Below are 19,174 nucleotides of genomic sequence, written 5' to 3' on the forward strand. Positions count from 1 at the left end.
TATCAAATGTAATAAACGACTTACTTTTCAGGAGGATGCGGGAATTCTAATCTGCGACGCGCCAGGGAAGACAGGGCGCCATGCAGCTCGACGGCATCGACACCGGCAAACGGGCGATCCGGGCACTAAAATCGAGACAAATCAACATCAAGGGGAATAGCAGCATGAAGAAGTTGAAGCACCTACTGGTCGGCACGGTGGCCGTGCTCGCCCTGGGTGGCACCGCAGCCCACGCCGAGCGCGGCACTGACGGAGACCTGAAGGCCCTGTTCTGGCAGGCCGTTTCCACGTTGAACCCGTATCTTTCGGGCGGCACGAAGGAAGTCTTTGCATCCTCGATCGTGATTGAGCCCCTCGCCCGCTACGACGAAAAGGGCGAACTGGTTCCGTGGCTCGTCACCGAGATCCCGACGGTCGAAAACGGCGGCGTTGCAAAAGACCTTCTCAGCATGACCTGGAAGATCAAGCCGGGCGTCAAATGGTCCGACGGCACGGCGTTTACCGCTGAAGACGTGATCTTCACCTGGAAATACTGCACGGCGCCGGATGGCGGCTGCGCCCAGGCGGCCCAGTACGAAGGTGTCAAGAATGTCGAGGCGATCGACCCGAACACCGTCAAGATCACCTTCACCGAACCCAAGCCATACCCCTACTCGGCCTTTGTCGGCGCCCAGTCGCCGGTCATCCAGGCCAAGCAGTTCAAGGATTGCGTCGGCGCCAAGGCTCCCGGCTGCACGGCCGCCAACTTCGGACCGATCGGCACCGGCGCCTTCATGGTGGCCGATTTCAAGCCGAACGACGTCATCACCTTCAAGGCCAACCCGAACTACCGCGATCCGGCAAAGCCTGCCTTTGCGTCGATCACCCTGAAGGGCGGCGGCGATGCGGCCTCTGCGGCTCGCGCCGTGCTTGAAACCGGCGAATACGACTATGCCTGGAACGCCCAGGTCGAGCCGGAAGTGCTGCAGACCATGCTCGCTGCCGGCAAGGGCCGTCTTGAAATCTCGTTCGGCACCCAGGTCGAGCGTATCAACCTCAACCACTTCAACGCCGATCCGTCGCTGGGCGCCAAGCGCTCCACCAAGGAAGCAGGCCCGCATCCGTCCCTGAGCGATCCGGCCGTGCGCCGTGCACTGTCGCTTGCCATCGACCGCGACATCATCGTCGAGGCCGGCTACGGCCAGTCCGGCAGGGCAACCTGCAACATCGTGCCCGCACCGGAAGTCGTCGCCTCCACCAAGAACGACAGCTGGTGCCTGAAGCAGGATATCGAAGGCGCCAACAAGCTGCTCGAAGATGCCGGCTGGAAGAAGGGTTCCGACGGCATTCGCGCCAAGGATGGCGTACGCCTTTCCTACCTCTACTCCACCTCGACCAACTCGGTTCGCCAGGCGACCCAGGAACTGGTCAAGGCGATGTGGGCGGAAATCGGCGTTGATGCGGAACTCCGCAACGCGTCTGCCTCCGTCTTCTTCGGTGGCGACCCGGCAAGCCCGGACACGTTCCAGAAGTTCTATGCCGACGTCGAAATGTACACCAACAACTTCGATGGCACGGATCCTGAAAAGTATCTGGCGGAATGGCTGTGCGACAAGATCCCCGGCCCGGCAAACGGCTGGCAGGGACAGAACATCCCGCGCTACTGCAACCCTGACTACGACAAGCTGGTCGGCGAACTCTCCAGAACCGCCGATCTCGACAAGCGCGCAGCGCTCGCCAAGCAGCTCAACGACATGCTGACCGAGGAAGGCGCGCATATCACGCTCGTCCACCGCGGTGACCAGTCGTCCTTCGCAGCCACCCTCGAAGGCATCAAGATGAACTCGTGGGACAGCCAGGTGTGGAACATCGCTGACTGGTCGCGCAAGAAGTAAAGCAAAGCAGCCGGCAGCACACAAAGCTGCCGGCGTCCTTCCCGCTTGAGACTGGCATGATCTTTCCGAACTTCGGGCTCGGGAAGATCCGATGCGGCACATCAGGACTTCGCGCCCTATCACCGCACTATGCGGCATGATCCGGCGTCGTCTGGAGTAATTCGTACATGTTCACATACACGTTGCGACGATTGTTCTTCGCAATACCGACCCTGCTGGTCATCAGCTTCGTCATTTTCGCGTTGCTCGATCTGGCACCAAACGATCCGACCGGCGACCTGCCTCTGACGATCCCGCCGGAAGTCCGCGAACAGATCCGCGCCTCGCTCGGCATGGATCAGCCGTTTTTCATGCGCTATCTCTACTGGCTGCAACAGTTCTTCATCAACGAGCCGCTGAATATTCTCGAACGCCTCACAGGCTGGCAGTTCGGCGATGGGCAGCGCATGCGTGTCCTCTCCTGGGCAACGCGCAGCCCTGTCGTTGATCTCATCGTCCAGCGCCTGCCGCAGACGCTCTGGGTCGTTGGCCTCGCCTATCTGTTCGGCATTCTGATCGCCGTTCCGATCGGCGTCATCTCCGCCTACAAGCAGTATTCGATCTTCGACCAGGTCGGCACCTTCGTCTCGATGGTCGGCTATTCGGTGCCGACCTTCTTCACCGGCGTGCTTCTGATCGTCATCTTCTCGTCCTACCTCCAGTGGTTCCCGTCGGTCTACGACACCAATCTGCAGGTCACGAACTTTGCCACCTTCGTTGCGCAGGCAAAGCAGATGGCCATGCCGGTCGCGGTTCTGGCGCTCTACAATGCGTCCCAGATCACCCGCTTCGTGCGCGCCTCCATGCTCGACAACCTGCATCAGGACTATGTCCGCACCGCCCGCGCCAAGGGCGTCAAGGAAAACGTCGTGCTGCTCGTCCACGTGCTGCGCAACAGCCTGATCCCGGTCGTGACTGTCATTGCGCTCGGCGTCCCCACCATCTTTTCCGGCGCCATCATCACCGAACAGATCTTTCGCGTGAACGGGCTGGGGCAATTGCTGATCGTCGCCGTCCAGGGCGCCGATATTCCTCTCGTTCAGACACTGACCTTCATTTTTGCGGTGCTGATCGTACTCTTCAACCTGATCGCCGACGTTCTCTACGGCATTCTTGACCCGAGGATCCGGTATGACTGACGCGACAATCGCAAACCCCGCACCCGCCAAGGCGTCATCGCCGACCCGCTCCGCGTTCGCCGACATGTGGCGGCAGTTCCGGGCGCACAAGGGCGGCGTCGCCGGCCTCATCGTCTTCACCTTCATCGTGCTCGCCGTCTATGTCGGTCCCTATATCCACAGGGTCGCGCCGAACCAGCTGAACATCCGCGAGAAGAACCAGTGGCCATCGCTGGCGCATCCGTTCGGCACCGACAATCTCGGCAAGGACATGCTGGCCCAGGTTCTGGCCGGCGGCCGCATCTCGCTTGCGGTCGGCATCACCGCCATGCTGCTCGCGCTCTTCCTCGGCACGCTGGTGGGCGTCCTCTCGGGCTACTTCCGCAGGCTCGATGGGCCGTTGATGCGGTTGACGGACCTGTTCCTGGCCCTGCCGCTTCTGCCGCTTCTGCTCGTGATCCTGCTTCTGTTCCGCGATACGCTGCGCGCAGCCTTCGGACCGGAGACCGGCATCTTCATCCTGATCGTGGTCGTCATCGGCGTCACGAGCTGGATGCACACGGCACGTATCGTGCGTGGCGATGTGCTTGCGGTCAAAAGCCAGGAATTCATCCTGGCCGCGAAATCGAGCGGCATGCGGGAATACCGGATCGTGCTGAGGCATATCCTGCCCAACGTCCTGTCCTCGATCATGGTGTCTGCGACGCTCGGCATTGCCTCAGCCATCATCACGGAATCGTCGCTTTCCTTCCTCGGCCTCGGCTTCCCGTCGGATTTCCCGACCTGGGGACGATTGCTGTTTGACGGCGCCAACTTCCTGCAGCTGACGCCATCACGCGTGCTGTGGCCAGGCCTTGCGATTTCTGCAACGGTTCTGAGCGTCAACTACATGGGCGATGCAATCCGCGATGCGCTCGATCCAAGAACCCTGAAGCGCTGATTTCAGCGCTTCAGATACGACCCGGAACGGCGGCGAAAGCCGCCGTTTTCCGTTGCGTCGTCCGCTCTCATTTTTTCTTCGATTTTTTGAAAATCTGCCGGAACCTTATTCCCGGACGCCCGTTCTACTGATGTCTGAAGGCGACCCCCCGTCCCCCGCCCTACAAAGAGCCTTCGGACATACTCTTCAATCCCCCTCGAAGAGAAGAACTGGCTCGGCTCCCTAGTGGAACCGAGCCAGCTCCGTTTTGGGCCGCCGGTATCGCCGGCACGACTTGTTCCCTTGTGACGTGAAAACATGGCGCCGAGCAACGAACCCCGCATGGGGCTATCCCGGTGGCTCGACGTTCGCGAACAGCCCGATGCTTCGATCATCGGGCCTTCGCGTCACGTGGGGAATTGGTAGGCCCGACCTTCAGTCGCTGGCGCCTTCGAGCGGAAAGCTCAGGCGGTACTGAATGCGATCGTTGGAGATCACATATCGTGCCTTGCCGTTGACGGACGCAGGTACCACCCGTTCGAGAACGGTGCTGCCGAAATGCGAACGCATCCCATCCTCGCTGACGTCGACACTGTCGTTTTCTATCAACGCCTCGTCCCAGACGATCTCAAGAACGTCATGCCCATCCACGTGCACCCGGTTGGCCGCCACTTCGATCGGCAGGCGGCTGCGCATGACGGAGCCGTGACTGACGGCGTTGACCACCAGCTCGTGCAGTGCCAGCCCCACATGCAGCGATGCATTGGGCGTCAGCAGCACGTTGTCACCGCCCATGCGGACGAGATGCTTGTTGTCGGGAAGATACTTTTCGGTCTGTTGTTGAACCAGATCGAACAGATAGGCGCCGCGCCAACTCGAATCGGTGATCAGGTCCTGACTCTGCGACAGCGAATAGAGCCGCCCCCGGAACTTGTGCAGGAAAAGATCGAGCGACCCTGAATAGCGCGCCGTCTGCAGCGCGATGCTCTGGATGATCGCAAGCAGGTTCTTGGAGCGGTGACTGACTTCGCGCAGCAAGGCCCGGAGCAACCGCTCACGATGCCGCTCTTCCGACCGGTCATTGATCGTGGTGACCAGATGCAGGTTCCCGCCTTCGACGCCGACGGCCTGGACGCGGAATTCGAAGACCTGGTCCGAACCCGCCGTGACCTCGATATGGCCTTTGCGGCCAAGCTCAGTCATTTCCGATTTCAGCGTGTGGAGTTTCGCAGCCACGTCGTCGCCGAACAGGCTTGCATCGCTTGGCGCATCCACGCCTTGAAGCGACCAGACCTGAGGCAGGTTGGCAACGAGAAGGTAATTCTGCTGGGTGTCCTGGATAATGATGCATGCGCCGAGATCAATCAGCGCTGGCATGAAAAACTCACGCAACTTGTCATCACTCTGACCAGCTTGCTGCCATGTCAGCGGATGCGTCACTTGGTAAACTCCGTTGCGACTTCCAGGCGAACGGAAGTCTGAATATAGACTTCCGCAACTCATTCAAGTTCAAAATCTTATAAAGTGTCGGTCTTGTCGAAACAACCCAACCCTTTGGTAATCCTTAGCTCTAACGAGACGTACCAACCAGGCCAAATCTCTTTTTCAATATCCGCAGGTAAGTATCCCACGGACGCTTTAAATCAAGGGCAGACATCGCTCGGCATCATAACGGGAAAGCAAGCGGGGCGTTCCGATATCCCAGAACGCCTCTCTTTGGGGTTTGTTCCTGCCTAAAATCGATCGATGGCAGATAGATCAGGCAGCAGCCTTAACCGCGTCATTGAAGAACAAGGCCTGGCTGATCAGAGCCTTCACCATATCCGGATTGAAAGGCTTGGTGACGAGGAAAGCAGGCTCAGGCCGCTCGCCGGTCAGCAGACGCTCCGGGAATGCCGTGATGAAGATCACAGGGACATTGGAGGACTTCAGGATCTCGTTGACCGCGTCGATGCCGGAGCTTCCGTCCGCCAGCTGGATATCGGCGAGAACCATCTTCGGCTGCGATGTCTGGAACAGCGATACCGCTTCCTTGTGGGTACGGGCGATACCCGTGACGCGGTGACCAAGGTCCTGTACCATCTGCTCGATGTCGAGCGCGATCAGCGGCTCGTCTTCGATGATCATGATATCGGTCGCGACCTGGCGGGAAATTTCGCGCGAGGCTTCATCGAGAAGCTTGTTCACTTCACCAACGCTGATATCGAGAACCTCAGCCGCTTCCTCGATCGTGAAGCCTTCGACCGAAATCAGAAGGAAGGCATGACGGGACTGCGACGGAAGGTTCGAAAGGTTAGCCGCTGCGCGCTGTTCCCAAGCAAACGGCGAGTCGATCGGCCGGATCTCGATTGAAGTGGAACCAAAAATTGCGACAAACAGTTTGTAAAGCGATACACGATCCTTAGACGACTCCGGAAAGATGGAGACGTCCGCGATCAGGGCCTCGAGGACCGCCGCGACATAGGCGTCTCCCGATGTCTGCGATCCGGTAACGGCCCGCGCATAGCGGCGCAGATATGGAAGATGAGACGCAACGCGTGAGGTCAGTGACATAAAAAAATACTCCCCGGGACCCAATGAGGGCAATTGACGGACTAATAACGTGGGTACTTAAAAAAAGTTCCGCAAGGGTGGAACTTTTTTTCGATCCGCGAATTGTGAGGTGACGATATCGAACAGGCCATTTGAGTGATGAGTGACGACAACACAAAAAAAGATGACATGACAACAAGCCAATCTCAAGAAGCAAGGCCTGGGTCAGTGTCTCCCAACGCCTCGATCTCTCGCAAACTGCGTGAATTTTATGACGCAGTCCAGGAGGAGGGTATCCCCGATCGCTTCCTCGATCTGCTCGAACGGCTCGACCATGCCGAGCGCAACGCCAAGTCGGTGGATGCGAAATGAGCAAGGAAGAAGACAACGACGATCGCATTTTCAAGCGCGACCTTTTGGCATCGCTGCCGAACCTACGCGCTTTTGCCGTCTCGCTGACCGGTCGTCACGACAAGGCCGATGATCTTGTCCAGGATACGATCATGAAGGCGTGGGCGAACCAGAAGAGCTTTACGGCCGGCACCAACATGCGGGCCTGGCTGTTCACGATTCTGCGCAACGAATTCTACAGCCAGATGCGCAAGCGTGGCCGCGAAGTGCAAGACAGCGACGGCCTGTTTTCCGAACGCTTTTCCGTGCACCCCGAACAGTATGGTCGCCTCGATCTGCAGGATTTTCGTGCAGCGCTCGACAAGCTTCCGGACGATCAGCGTGAAGCGATTGTTCTCGTCGGCGCCGCAGGGTTTGCCTATGAGGAAGCCGCAGAGATCTGCGGCTGCGCTGTTGGCACGATCAAAAGCCGTGTCTCGCGCGCCCGTACACGCCTACAGGAACTGCTTGGCGTATCCGGCGAGGTCGATTATGGCCCGGATGCCGGTGACGCAGCCATCACGTCCCGCGCCTTCGGCGGCTGAACGTTCAGCGAAGTACATGTAAACTCATAGACGCCGCCTTCACGGGCGGCGTTTTTGTGTGGTTCGCGTAGCGCCAGACAACTGCCCTTCCCCGTGTTTGCAGAATTCTGAATAGCACGCATCCCTTCGCTCCGCGCGAGCGTCGACCAGAGCCTCATGACAATCCGACAAGACACAAAAAAAGCTGCCGGACCTTGTCCGGCAGCTCGATGATCGAAAGACGAGTAACGGCTGGTGTTACTCTCCAGGATTTGTAAAGCGACGACGCGTCCTGCCACCGCTCAGGGCGAGGAAGCCGAGGCCCCCCGCGATCGATGCAAACATCAGGGGCTTCGACTTCAGAAGAAGCGGAACCGCTGTGAGTGCTGCCGTCAAAGCCAGCGTCTTGCCGCTATTGGCGGCCACTGCCTGCTTCTTGCGCTTGACTTCCGCTCTCGCGGTGAGCGTCACCGAAAGGTAGAAAATCACGGCCAGCAGCAATGCGCCGCCTGCAACCACCAGAAGCGCTATGGGAAGGCCCCAGAACTGCGACAGATGAACGGCAAGTGCCGCAACGCCCAGCACATAGGCCGTCAGCACGAAAAGTGCAGCGAGCCCATACAGCATGATGTTGCGCTTCAGCCGCTCCGTAAATGCCGCGATATCCATCGCGGCAAACGAAGCGATAAGGGGACCAAGGCCCATCATCTTTAGCGACGCGACAGAAGAGCGAAGACGAAGCCAACGCCGGCTGCGATCGCGATCGACTGGATCGGTGCCTTGCGGATCTTCGCTTCCAGGTCGCGCTCGAACGAGATCGCCTGCTCGCGGGCAGCTTCAACCATCTGCATGGACGCATCGGTCGCATCGGATGCGGCGCGACGGGCCTTGCCCTTCACTTCACTCGCCGTGCTGCTGCCGACGGCGCCGACGGTCTTGGCAAGCGACGAGATATCTTCGCGGAGCTGCTGCAGCTGCGCTTCGATGTCAGACGTCGTAGCAGCACCGGCGGCGGTGCGAGCGCGTGCAATTTCGGCATTCGTGGAAGTAGCTGCGGCCATGGAGATCTCCTGTTTCTACGGATCTTGGCGCCGCGCGGAAGGCGCGGGCTTTGCGGAAAGGTTCAAACGACATGCAAACTGTGAGGCTAGGCGAAGATCGGGATATCAGGCCCGGTCGTGTTCGAAAGGATGCCTCTCGCACATCATACTCCACCAGACGCAAAGTGCACGCATTCGTCTGCCAAAATGAAACGCGGCGAAACCGTGAAGGTTCCATCGCCGATTTTTGCGCTCGGACCTTCACTGGACGGGCAGATCAGGGCGTAAGTCTCGGCTCTGGCCAGTTGGTCACGCCGCCGGTCCACTGCTCAAACGCATGCGACAGCTTCAGAACGAGCAAGTCTGCGAACCGGGGCCCGACGATCTGCAGCCCGATTGGCATTCCGCTGCGGGAGAAACCGCAGTTGATCGAGGCGGCCGGCTGCTCCGACATGTTCCACGGCACCGTGTAGCCGATATGCTCGAACGGTTTCAGAGGATCGTTGGTCGGCGATGCCCAGTCGGCCGGATAGGAGACGATCGGGTTGGTCGGCGACAAAACCGCATCGACGCCGGAGAAGAGTCTCGCACAGGCTTTGCGCATCTCGTTCGTCTGGTTGAAACCGCGCACCGCCTCGACGCCGGAAACCGAAGCCCCGCCCTTTGCCCATTCGAAGATGTAGGGCAGGATCTGCGCCTTGCGCTCGTCCGGCATCGTCTCGATATCGCCCCAGAACCGCGCCCGCCAGAAACTGTCGAGCCCGTCCAGCATCGTCCGCGTCATGACGGGCGAAACCTCCACGATCTCGGCCCCCGCCGCCTCGAACCGCTTTGCCGCAGCCGTCACCGCCGCGCGGACCTCGTCGTCGAGAGAGATCCCGATGCCCGCATCCAGCATAAGCCCGATCTTCATCCCCCTGACGTCGATGTCGAGATCCACCCAGTCGAAGGCGTTGGGCGGCAGCGATGACGCGTCGCGCCAGTCGGGGCGCGACAGGGTCGCCATGGCGATCGCACTGTCTTCCACCGTCCGCGTCATCGGGCCGGCACAGCGCCCGACAAAGAACGGATCGACCGGAATGCGGCCCTGGCTGGGCTTGAAGCCGAAAAGCCCCGTCCAGCCGGCCGGCAGCCGGATCGAACCGCCGATATCGGTGCCGATATGCAGGGGTCCGAAGCTCGAAGCCGCAGCAGACGCGGCGCCGGCGCTGGATCCGCCGGGGTTCTGCGTCAGGTCCCAGGGATTGCGGCTCAAAGGGTGAAAGCTGGAAAGACCTGACGACAGCATGCCGTAATCGGGACAAGTGGTCTTTGCGAAGATCACCGCGCCGTCCTCGCGCAGCCGTGCAGCGGCGGGCGCATCGCTGGCCGCCGCCGTCAGCTCCGTCGCGGCGGACCCGAGCGGCACCGGATGCCCTTTCGTGGCGATCAGTTCCTTGATCGTCACCGGAATGCCGTCGAGCATCCCAAGCGTCTCGCCCTTCGCCCAGCGCTCGGTGGACGCTTTCGCCTGTTGCCGTGCGCTTTCCGGATCGTAGAGGTAGAGCGCCTGAACTTGGTGTTCGAACGCCGCAACCCGTGCCTCGACCACCTCCCAGTATTCCAGCGGCGAAAGCTTCTTCTGCGCATAAAGAGAAAGAATGTCCCGGATCGTCAGTTTCAAAAGGGCGTTCATGAAAAGTCTTTCACTCAGGTCGTCGTTTAAAATCAGGGTGTCGAGCGCGGATCGAGAAGGTCGCGCAGACCATCGCCGAGCATGTTGAGGCCCAGAACCGCGATCGCGATCGCCAGCCCCGGCATCAAGGCGAGCCAAGGCGCCTGCCCAAGGAACGTCTGCGAATCCGCAAGCATCCGCCCCCAGGTCGGGTTCGGCGGCGGCATGCCGAGCCCGAGATAGGAAAGCCCCGCCTCGGTCAGGATCGCGAGACCGAGCTGGATCGTCACCTGCACGATGATCTGGTTCGAAATATTGGGCAGGATGTGGACGAACGTGATCTTCAGCTTCGAACGCCCCATGCCGACAGCCGCCGCCACATAGTCGCGCGTCCAGATCTGCCGGGCCGCGGCCAGCGTGAGGCGTGCGAAGACGGGCACCATGAACGTGGCAATAGCGATGACCGCCGTGAACCGGCCGGATCCGATAAAGGCGCCGAGCATCATCGCCGACAGGATCGGCGGAACCGCGAAGATGATGTCGCAGCCGCGCATCACGATCTGTTCGACCCAGCCGCGCCGCATCGCCACCACGGTGCCGACCGCCGTGCCGATCGTGGCGCCGATCGCCACCGCAAGCAGCGCCGTAGACAGCGAATTCCAGGCGCCGACCATCAGCGCGGAAGCGACATCGCGTCCGAACTGGTCGGTCCCGAGCAGGCCGAATTCGAATGGCGGCTTCAGCTTGTGGACGATGTTCATCTTCGACGGCGGATAAGGCGTCCAGACCAGCGAAAGCAACGCCACCAGAAACAGGAACAGCGTCACGACAAGCCCGGCCAGAAGAATGGGACGGCGCAGAAGTTGCCTCATCTCACCCCCACCCTCAGCCGCGGATCGATCACCAGGTAAAGAAGGTCGACGAGGAAATTGACGACGATGACAAGGGCTGAGAAAAACAGGACGACGTCCTGCATGACCACGATGTCACGCTGCGCCAGCGACTGGTAGGCAAGCCTTCCCAGACCCGGCAGGTTGAAGACGTTTTCGACCAGCACTGCACCGGCAATCAGGAAGGTGAACTGCATGCCGATCATCGTCACCACAGGCACAAGCGCATTCGGCACCGCATGGCGCCAGAGTGCCGCCCCCTCGCCCAGCCCCTTGGCGCGGGCGGTGCGCACATAATCCTCGTTCATCACGTCCAGCACCGCGGCCCGCGCAACGCGTGTCAACACGCCCGCCTGCGGCAGCGCCAGCGCGATCGCTGGCAGCAGCAACGCCTGCAACCCGGCCAGCAGCCCCGCGTCCCAGCCCGGGAATCCACCTGCCGGCATCCAGCCGAGCAGCGTCGAAAACAGGATGATCGACAGCAGCCCCACCCAGAAGGCCGGCACCGCGATACTGACGTAAGAGACTGCGCCGACAACGGCGTCGAACATGCCGTTATGCTTTTTCGCGGCCTGCACGCCGAGTGGCACGGCAATTCCGACCGACATCAGAACCGCCATCAGCGCCAACGGCAGCGTCACCGTCAGCCGCTCCGCGATCAGCCCCGCGACCGGCACGCCATAGGTATAGGACTGCCCGAGATCGCCCTGAAAAACACCCCATAACCAGGCGAGATAACGCACCGGCAGGGGCTGATCGAGCCCCATCTGGGTTCTGAGCGCCGCCAGCGTTTCCGGGCTTGCTGACGTCCCCAGCACAATCGCCGCGGGATCACCCGGCAAGAGATCCATGACGACGAAGATCAGCAGCGACACGACGAGAAGCGTGACGATGAGCGACAGGATGCGGCGGATAAGGATGGAGATCATGGGCCGCACCCTCCAACATCCACCATGCCTACGCCAGTCGCCCCTCCCCACCCTCCCCGCAAGGGGGAGGGCTTAACCCAGCCGAACCGCCGGGCCACGATCGAGGCAATCGGGTGCCGCATACCTTCTCCCCCCTTGTGGGGGAGATGGCCGGCAGGCCAGAGGGGGATTTCAGTCATCCGCGATTAAGCCCCATCTTTTCCAAGGCCACCTCATCGCAAAGCTTAACGCCTCTCGCGTTGTCGGAAACGTCACCGGCGCAGATCACGGCGAGACGCATCGTCATTCTTCCCAGAACACCTCGGTCAGCACGTTCGATGGGATCGGCTCGTTCTCCCACAGCCCCTTCAGCTTCGCGTCCCATATGCCGAGCTTCGGCATTACGAACAGGAACAGTGCCGGGACGTCCTCTGCCAGGATCGTCTGCGCCTCGCCGTAGAGCTTGTCCTGTTCCGCAGGATCGGCCGTCGCCTCGACCTTGGCGAGGATCTCGTTGAAGGCGGGGTTCTTGTAGTGAAAGTAATAGGGGTCGCGGGCGTAGATATCGATGTCCATCGGCTCCGCATGGGCAACGATGGTCATGTCGTAGTCGCCGGCTTTCAGCACGTCCGATACCCATTTTGCGGGAAACTCGGTCGTCTCGATGTTCATCGTGACGCCGATTTCGGCAAACATCGCCTGCAGGATCTGCGACGAGCGCTGCGCATAAGCCATCTGCGGCGCCTTCATGGTGAAGGAGAAGCCGTTCGGATATCCGGCCTCGCTCAAAAGCGCCTTCGCCTTTTCGGCGTCGTAGGGGTAAACGCCGGTCAAGTCCTTGAAGCCGCGGTCGTTGGGCGTGTAGTGGCTGCCGATCGGCGTGCCGTAACCCGACCATGCACCTTCGACAACGGTCGCACGATCCACCGCCATCATCAGCGCTTGGCGAACCTTCTTGTCGTCGAATGGCTTGCGCGAATTGTTCATGCCAGCCACGACCTTGAGCTCGGTATTGCCGATCACAGTCGTGAGCTTCTTGTCACCCTCGAAGGAGGAGACCAGTTCCGGCGCGCCGAATTCCGGAAACGCGTCGACATCGCCGGCCTTCAGCGCTGCTGCCTGCGCCTGCGGATCGGCGATGAACCGGAAAACCGCTGTCTCGATCTTCACCGAAACGGACTTGTTCCAGTATTCCGCATTCTTCGCCAGATCGACCTTCGAGCCCTTCTGCCAGGACACGAACTTGAACGGACCGGTGCCGACCGGCGTGGTCTTGTTGTCGGCAGCGGATTTCGGCTCGACCATGACAGATGCCGGCCAGCCGAGCCAGTAGAGCAGGCTGCCCGCCGGCTGCTTCAGCTTCAGCACCAGCGTTGCGGCATCGGGCGTCTCCACTGTCTCGATCGAGGCGAAATAGCGCTTCTGCGGATTGACGCTGTCGGCGCCGCGAGCCCGGTCGATCGTGAATTTCGCAACCGACGAGTCGAAGGCGACGCCGTTGTGGAAGGTCACGCCCTGGCGCAGCTTGAACGTATAGGTCTTCCCATCCGGGGAAATCTCCCAGCTTTCCGCAAGCTGCGGCTGCACCTTGCCGGCGCTGTCTACCGTCGTCAGGCCCTCAAAGATATTCTGCCAGCTCACCTGGCCGATCGCCACAGGGGCGGCAATCGTCGGATCGAGACCGATGGGTTCGATCGTCATGCCGATCGTGACCGACGTCTTTGCTGCGGCAAACGCCCCGCTTCCCATCGAGGCGGCAAGGCCAAGCGCAACAGACGCCGCAATCACGCTCCGGCGCGAAAACACACCCCAACCAGCAACCGTCTTCATGGCATTGTTCCCCTGCTTATTGATCTCTTGACCGCGATCTTACGGGCATTTCGCAGGTGCACAATAGCATTCTGCCGCCCGCCACAAGGATTAGCCGCGGCTGAAGCCTTCGCTCGCCACCAGCAGCTGTCGGGTGTAATCCGCCGAGAACTCGCGGCTTTCAAGCGCCTGCGCCGGCACGGTTTCCACCACCTTGCCGCTCTTCATCACCGCAAGACGGCCGCACATATGGCTGATCACACCGAGATCATGGCTGACCATCACAAAGGTCAATCCGCGGTCGCGCTTTGCCTGCTCCAGCAAATTGAGGATTTCCGCCTGGATCGACGCATCGAGCGCCGAGGTCGGCTCATCCAGCAGCAGGATCTTCGGCTCGAGGATGAGTGCCCGGGCAATCGCGATCCGCTGGCGCTGGCCGCCGGAAAGCTGGTGCGAATAGCGGAACCGGAAACCCGCCCCCAGCCCGACCTCATCAAGCGCGCGGGCAATCCGCACATCGACATCGGTAAAGCCATGGATCGCCAGAGGCTCCAACAGCAGCCGGTCCACCGTCTGGCGCGGATGCAGCGATCCGTAAGGATCCTGGAACACCATCTGGACGGTGCGGTAGAATTCCTTGGTCCTACTCTGCCCCGAATAGGTTTTCCCCGCGACCGTCAGCGTGCCGCTGTCGAACCCTGCCAGCCCAGACACCGCGCGCAACAGCGTCGATTTCCCAGACCCCGATTCACCGACGATCCCGAAACTTTCGCCCTCTTCCACATCCATGCTGACATGATCGAGTGCTGCAAAATCGTCATAGGTGACGAGCATGTCCCTGATGGAGATGATGGCACTCATAGCGACCACTCCGGCTTGCGGTCGAGCACCGGCAGCGGATGCCGGTTCGAGCCTATCGTCGGCAGGCAATTGAGAAGCCCCAGCGTATAGGGATGGCTCGCCTTGGAAAGATCGGCAGACGCCAGTTCCTCCACCACCCGTCCGGCATACATCACCAGCACCCGGTCGCAGAAGGAGGAGACCAGACGCAGATCGTGAGACACGAAGATCAGCCCCATGCCGCGCTCGGACACCAGCTTGTCGAGAATGTCGAGAACGTCGAGCTGCACGGTCACGTCGAGCGCGGACGTCGGTTCGTCAGCGATCAGAAGCTCCGGCCCGCAGATCAGCATCATCGCGATCATCACCCGCTGCCCCATGCCGCCGGAAACCTCGTGCGGATAGAGATCGTAGACACGGCCCGGATCGCGGATCTGCACCGATTCCAGCATCGTGATCACCCGCTCCTTCGCCTGCGCTCCCGAGACCTTCTCATGGGTCTTCAGCGTCTCGACGATCTGCCGGCCGATGGTCATGACCGGATTGAGCGAATATTTTGGGTCCTGCAGGATCATCGCGATCTGCTTGCCGCGAATATGCCGACGCTCGGACTTCGGCATCGACAGAAGATCGCGACCTCGAAATTTCAGCTTGTTCGCGGTGATCTTCGCATGCCCCGCCGTCAGCCCCATGATGGCGCGACCGGTCTGCGACTTGCCGGAACCGGATTCGCCGACGATGCCGAGACGTTCCTTGCCGAGCGTGAACGAAACGCCGCGCACAGCGGTTACCTCGCCGGTGCGGGTCGGAAACGTCACGCGCAGGTCGTCGACCGCAAGCAGCGGCGCTTCGGTGGTAGCAGTCATGTTGACGGAAGGATTGCCCATCATCATTGGCCTTTCTCCGTCATTGTCCGGCCTCCTTCGGATCCAGCGCATCGCGCAATCCGTCGCCGAGAAGGTTGAAGCCGAGGCTGACGATCAGGATGGCGATACCGGGCATGGCGGCTACCCACCACTGGTCGAGAATGAAACGGCGACCGGATGCGATCATCGCGCCCCATTCCGGAAGCGGCGGCTGTGCGCCGAGACCCAGGAAGCCGAGACCGGCAGCGGTCAGGATGATGCCCGCCATATCGAGCGTGACGCGCACGATCAGCGACGACATGCAGAGCGGCATGACGTGGCGCAGCACGATACGAAACGGCGAGGCGCCCATCAGCTTCACCGCCGAGATGAATTCCGAGTTGCGAAACGTCATCGTCTCGGCGCGGGCGATACGCGCATAGGGCGGCCAGGACGTAACCGCGATGGCAAGCACCGCGTTCTCGATGCCGGGCCCGAGTGCCGCGACCAGCGCCAGTGCCAGAACGAGCTTCGGAAAGGCGAGAAAGATGTCGGTGATCCGCATCAGGACCGCATCCACCCATCCGCCGGCGTAACCCGAGACCGTGCCGACGATCAGCCCGACCGGCGCGGCGATGACCGCCACCAGCACCACCACGAACAGCGTCAGCCGCGATCCGTAGAGAAGCCGCGAGAGAATGTCGCGGCCCTGGTCGTCGGTGCCGAGCAGGAAGCCCGCCGAACCCGGCGGCAGCAGCCTGGAATTGCGCAGGTCGCCCTGAACCGGGTTATGCGGCGCAAGGACATTTGCGAAGATGGCGATGAAAATCAGGCCCAGGATTATGAAGAGGCCGAGCAGTGCCAGCCGGTTTTCAGAAAACTGCCGCCAGACCACATAGGCGCGGCCGATACGGGCCTGATGACGGGAGGTCGGCCGGTCGGACAGAAGCCACGCCCGGCTATAGGGTTTCAACGGTGCAACTTCACTCATCGGCGCGTCCTCGGGTCGAGCGTCCGATAGAGAAGATCGGAAAACAGGTTGATGGCGACGAACACCATGCCGATCACAAGCGTGCCGCCGAGCACCGCATTCATATCGGCATTTTGCAGCGAGTTGGTGATGTAGAGGCCAAGCCCCGGCCATGAGAAGATGGTCTCGGTCAGAACCGAACCCTCCAGCAGCCCCGCATAGGACAGTGCGATGACTGTTATCAGCGGCACGGCAGCATTGCGCAGCGCGTGGAACCAGATGATCCGCGTTTCCGACAGGCCCTTGGCCCGCGCCGCGACCACGTATTCCTGCGAAAGTTCGGTCAGCATGAACGAGCGCGTCATGCGGCTGATATAGGCGAGCGAGAAATAGCCGAGCAGGCATCCGGGCAGGATGATGTGACGGAACAGGTCCCAGACCACCTCCCACTCCCGCTGCCAGATGGCATCGACCAGGAAGAAGCCGGTCACGGACGTGAACGTGTATTCGTAGGCGATATCGATCCGGCCCGGATAGGCGACCCAGCGGAGCTTCGCATAGAACACGACAAGCGACAGCAGTCCCAGCCAGAAGATCGGTACCGAATAGCCGATCAGGCCGATGATACGCACGATCTGGTCGGCGATCGAGCCCCGCTTGACGGCCGCCAGTACGCCGAGCGGCACGCCGATGACGGCGCCGATCAGCGTGCCGATCGTGGCAAGCTCGATCGTTGCCGGAAACACCCGGGCAATATCGGTCATGACAGGGTTCGTCGTCAGCACCGAGGTGCCGAAATCACCGGTCAGCGCCTGTTTTATGTAGATCCAGAACTGATGATAGAGCGGCAGGTTGAGGCCTAGTTCCTCGCGCACCCGCTCCACCACATGGGCCGGAGCCCGGTCACCGACGATCGCCAATGCCGGATCGATCGGCACCACGCGACCGATGAAAAAGGTGACGGCCAACAGGCCGAGAAAAGTGGTCGCCGCGGTGATGAGAAACCGCAGCGTACCTTTGACAATGGAGGGAGCACGGCGCCGGTTGCGCCGTGTCACAGTCGTTACATCGGGAAGCGTCAAGGAAATCGTCCCCTATCGGCTATTCCTTCGAGACCGGAGCAACGAAGTTGGTGTCGAAGCTCGGGCCGAGCTTGTAATTCTTCACCTTGGATGAATAGCCGGCCACTTCCGTCTGCTGGAAGACGATCACGAACGGGCTGGTGGCCAGAACCTTTTTCTGCAGGTCCTCGTAGGTGGCCGCACGCTTGGCGGCATCCTTTTCGAGAAGCGCACCCTTGCTGGCGTCAGACAGTTCCTTCGGCACGTCCCAGGCATTGCGCCATGCGAGCGTCTTCGTCGTGCCCGTATCGGCATTGTCAGGGTTGACGGTAAACGTCTCGGCATTCGAGTTCGGATCGAAATAGTCCGAACCCCACTGGCCGATATAGATGTCGTGGGTGCGGGCGCGGTACTTGGTCAGGGTCTGCTTGCCATCGCCCGGAATGATTTCCAGCTTGATATTGGCCTGCGCCAGCGTCTGCTGCACGCTTTCGGCAATGCCGGTCACCGGCTGCGTGTTGCGCACGTCCATGGTCACGGTAAAGCCGTCGGCAAGACCGGCCTTGGCCAGCAGTTCCTTCGCCTTCGCCACGTCCAGCTTGTAGGGGTTGTCGGAGAGAGCGCCGAGCTGGCCCTTCGGCAGGAAGGTCTGGTGGATTTCGCCGATACCCTTGATCAGCGTCGCGCCGATCGCGTCATAGTCGACCAGATACTTCATCGCCTCGACCACTTCCGGCTTGGCGAGGTTCTTGTTCTTCTGGTTGAGGCTGAAATAGTAGACCGTGCCCTTCGGCGCTGAGGTGAGCGCGATGCCCTCCTTCTTCGACACGGAGTCCATGTCGTTCGGCTCGAGATTGCGGGCGACATCGATATCGCCGTTCTCAAGCGCCAGGCGCTGGCCGGAGCTTTCCTTCATGTGGCGGTAGATCACCCGCTTCAGCTTCGGCTTCTCGCCGTAATAATTGGGGTTGGCTTCCATCACGACGGCTTCGTTGGCGCGCCATGCGACCACCTTGAACGGGCCGGACCCCGCATAGCCGGTCTTCATCCACTCATTGCCGAAATCGGTGTCGAATTTGTATTCGGCCGTCGGGGTGACGGATTTCGCATGCTCCATCACCACCTTCTTGTCGACCACCGCGGTCACTGTTGCGGTCAGCACGTTGAGCACGAAGCTCGGCGCATAGGCCTTGTCGACGACAAAGGTAAACGTGTCGGCGCCGGATGCCTTCGCCTTTTCGGTGACGTTGTCAGCCTTCAGGCCGAACTGGGTCAGGAGGAACGCCGGCGACTTGTCGAGCTTGACGGCGCGCTCGAACGAGAAGGCGACGTCTTCTGCGGTGATCGGGTTGCCGGACGCAAATTTCAGGTTGGGCTTCAGCTTGAACGTATAGGTCATGCCATCGTCGGACACCGTCCAGCTGTCTGCGAGATCGCCGATCACCTTCGACGTGTCGGACGGATCGAGCGTCACGAGCTTGCTATAGCTGTTGGCGGTCACCTCGGCCGCCGAAAGCTCGAAGGCTTCGCCCGGATCGATGCTGATAATGTCGTCGATCGCAAAGCCTTCGACCAGCGTATCGGCCGGCGTTGCGGCCATCGCCTCTCCGGAAAGACCATAGGGTGCGGCAAACGAAAGCAGCGACAGCGCTGCGGTCGCCGACAGCATTCGAAGAGTGTGGGAGCGAAGATGAAGCATGTGATTTCCCCTGTTCCGTACGTTGCGGAAGCCTGTTTCTAACCCGTTCGAAGCCCGTCTTA

The 19,174-nt window shown here is 60.8% G+C and carries 18 protein-coding genes; 5 read left to right on the forward strand and 13 right to left on the reverse strand.

All coding sequences use genetic code 11. The features are described 5' to 3' along the window. Positions 1 to 164 precede the first annotated feature (164 nt). From ASG19_RS19535 to ASG19_RS19545, 3 genes are all read left to right on the forward strand, one after another. On the forward strand, positions 165 to 1,874 hold the full coding sequence (locus tag ASG19_RS19535; RefSeq protein WP_062461938.1) for a peptide ABC transporter substrate-binding protein: 1,710 nt from the start codon (positions 165 to 167) through the stop codon (positions 1,872 to 1,874). Between the two features lie 167 nt (positions 1,875 to 2,041). After that, a complete protein-coding gene (locus ASG19_RS19540; protein WP_062461290.1) occupies positions 2,042 to 3,052 on the forward strand; it encodes an ABC transporter permease in 1,011 nt (336 codons plus the stop codon). Further along, positions 3,045 to 3,971: an ABC transporter permease gene (locus tag ASG19_RS19545; protein WP_062461293.1), complete on the forward strand. Its 927-nt coding sequence runs from the start codon at positions 3,045 to 3,047 to the stop codon at positions 3,969 to 3,971. The genes ASG19_RS19540 and ASG19_RS19545 overlap by 8 nt, the downstream gene beginning before the upstream one ends. Positions 3,972 to 4,385: 414 nt before the next feature. On the opposite strand, the gene ASG19_RS19555 is transcribed toward ASG19_RS19545, so the two are convergent. Continuing rightward, complete coding sequence (locus ASG19_RS19555) at positions 4,386 to 5,327, reverse strand: sensor histidine kinase (protein ID WP_244474087.1); 942 nt, start codon at positions 5,325 to 5,327, stop codon at positions 4,386 to 4,388. Between the two features lie 381 nt (positions 5,328 to 5,708). After that, positions 5,709 to 6,503, reverse strand: coding sequence for a response regulator (locus tag ASG19_RS19560; RefSeq protein WP_062461304.1), 795 nt, complete (start codon positions 6,501 to 6,503; stop codon positions 5,709 to 5,711). A gap of 168 nt (positions 6,504 to 6,671) precedes the next feature. Between ASG19_RS19560 and ASG19_RS19565 the strand changes: the two genes are divergently transcribed. Further along, entirely contained in the window at positions 6,672 to 6,854 is a 183-nt protein-coding gene (locus tag ASG19_RS19565) for a NepR family anti-sigma factor (protein ID WP_062461941.1), read from the forward strand. Continuing rightward, complete coding sequence (locus tag ASG19_RS19570) at positions 6,851 to 7,417, forward strand: RNA polymerase sigma factor (protein WP_062461307.1); 567 nt, start codon at positions 6,851 to 6,853, stop codon at positions 7,415 to 7,417. The genes ASG19_RS19565 and ASG19_RS19570 overlap by 4 nt, the downstream gene beginning before the upstream one ends. A 237-nt stretch (positions 7,418 to 7,654) precedes the next feature. Here ASG19_RS19570 and ASG19_RS19575 read toward each other — a convergent pair whose 3' ends face one another. The 11 genes from ASG19_RS19575 to ASG19_RS19625 all read right to left on the reverse strand — a co-directional run bounded on the left by ASG19_RS19575 (position 7,655) and on the right by ASG19_RS19625 (position 19,112). Beyond that, a complete protein-coding gene (locus tag ASG19_RS19575; protein WP_113469344.1) occupies positions 7,655 to 8,101 on the reverse strand; it encodes a hypothetical protein in 447 nt (148 codons plus the stop codon). A 5-nt stretch (positions 8,102 to 8,106) separates the two neighbouring features. Beyond that, complete coding sequence (locus ASG19_RS19580; RefSeq protein WP_062461311.1) at positions 8,107 to 8,457, reverse strand: DUF883 family protein; 351 nt, start codon at positions 8,455 to 8,457, stop codon at positions 8,107 to 8,109. Between the two features lie 256 nt (positions 8,458 to 8,713). Beyond that, complete coding sequence (locus ASG19_RS19585) at positions 8,714 to 10,111, reverse strand: amidase (RefSeq protein ID WP_062461312.1); 1,398 nt, start codon at positions 10,109 to 10,111, stop codon at positions 8,714 to 8,716. 32 nt (positions 10,112 to 10,143) lie between these two features. Further along, positions 10,144 to 10,962: an ABC transporter permease gene (locus ASG19_RS19590; protein WP_062461315.1), complete on the reverse strand. Its 819-nt coding sequence runs from the start codon at positions 10,960 to 10,962 to the stop codon at positions 10,144 to 10,146. Continuing rightward, complete coding sequence (locus tag ASG19_RS19595; RefSeq protein WP_062461318.1) at positions 10,959 to 11,909, reverse strand: ABC transporter permease; 951 nt, start codon at positions 11,907 to 11,909, stop codon at positions 10,959 to 10,961. Before ASG19_RS19595 ends, ASG19_RS19590 begins: the two co-directional genes overlap by 4 nt. Before the next feature lie 282 nt (positions 11,910 to 12,191). Next, complete coding sequence (locus ASG19_RS19600; RefSeq protein WP_062461323.1) at positions 12,192 to 13,718, reverse strand: ABC transporter substrate-binding protein; 1,527 nt, start codon at positions 13,716 to 13,718, stop codon at positions 12,192 to 12,194. A gap of 90 nt (positions 13,719 to 13,808) precedes the next feature. Continuing rightward, positions 13,809 to 14,558, reverse strand: coding sequence for an ABC transporter ATP-binding protein (locus ASG19_RS19605; RefSeq protein ID WP_062461326.1), 750 nt, complete (start codon positions 14,556 to 14,558; stop codon positions 13,809 to 13,811). Continuing rightward, positions 14,555 to 15,403 (reverse strand): ABC transporter ATP-binding protein, encoded by an 849-nt coding sequence (locus tag ASG19_RS19610; protein ID WP_062461944.1) that lies wholly within the window; start codon positions 15,401 to 15,403, stop codon positions 14,555 to 14,557. The genes ASG19_RS19605 and ASG19_RS19610 overlap by 4 nt, the downstream gene beginning before the upstream one ends. A 40-nt stretch (positions 15,404 to 15,443) precedes the next feature. Then, the gene (locus ASG19_RS19615) at positions 15,444 to 16,373 is read right to left on the reverse strand and encodes an ABC transporter permease (RefSeq protein ID WP_062461331.1); all 930 of its coding nucleotides are present in this window, start codon (positions 16,371 to 16,373) and stop codon (positions 15,444 to 15,446) included. Further along, positions 16,370 to 17,434, reverse strand: coding sequence for an ABC transporter permease (locus ASG19_RS19620; protein WP_062461333.1), 1,065 nt, complete (start codon positions 17,432 to 17,434; stop codon positions 16,370 to 16,372). The genes ASG19_RS19615 and ASG19_RS19620 overlap by 4 nt, the downstream gene beginning before the upstream one ends. Before the next feature lie 19 nt (positions 17,435 to 17,453). After that, positions 17,454 to 19,112, reverse strand: coding sequence for an ABC transporter substrate-binding protein (locus ASG19_RS19625; RefSeq protein WP_062461337.1), 1,659 nt, complete (start codon positions 19,110 to 19,112; stop codon positions 17,454 to 17,456). Between the last annotated feature and the right edge of the window lie 62 nt (positions 19,113 to 19,174).

The organism is Rhizobium sp. Leaf306 (assembly GCF_001423425.1).
Taxonomy (GTDB): Bacteria; Pseudomonadota; Alphaproteobacteria; order Rhizobiales; family Rhizobiaceae; genus Neorhizobium; species Neorhizobium soli.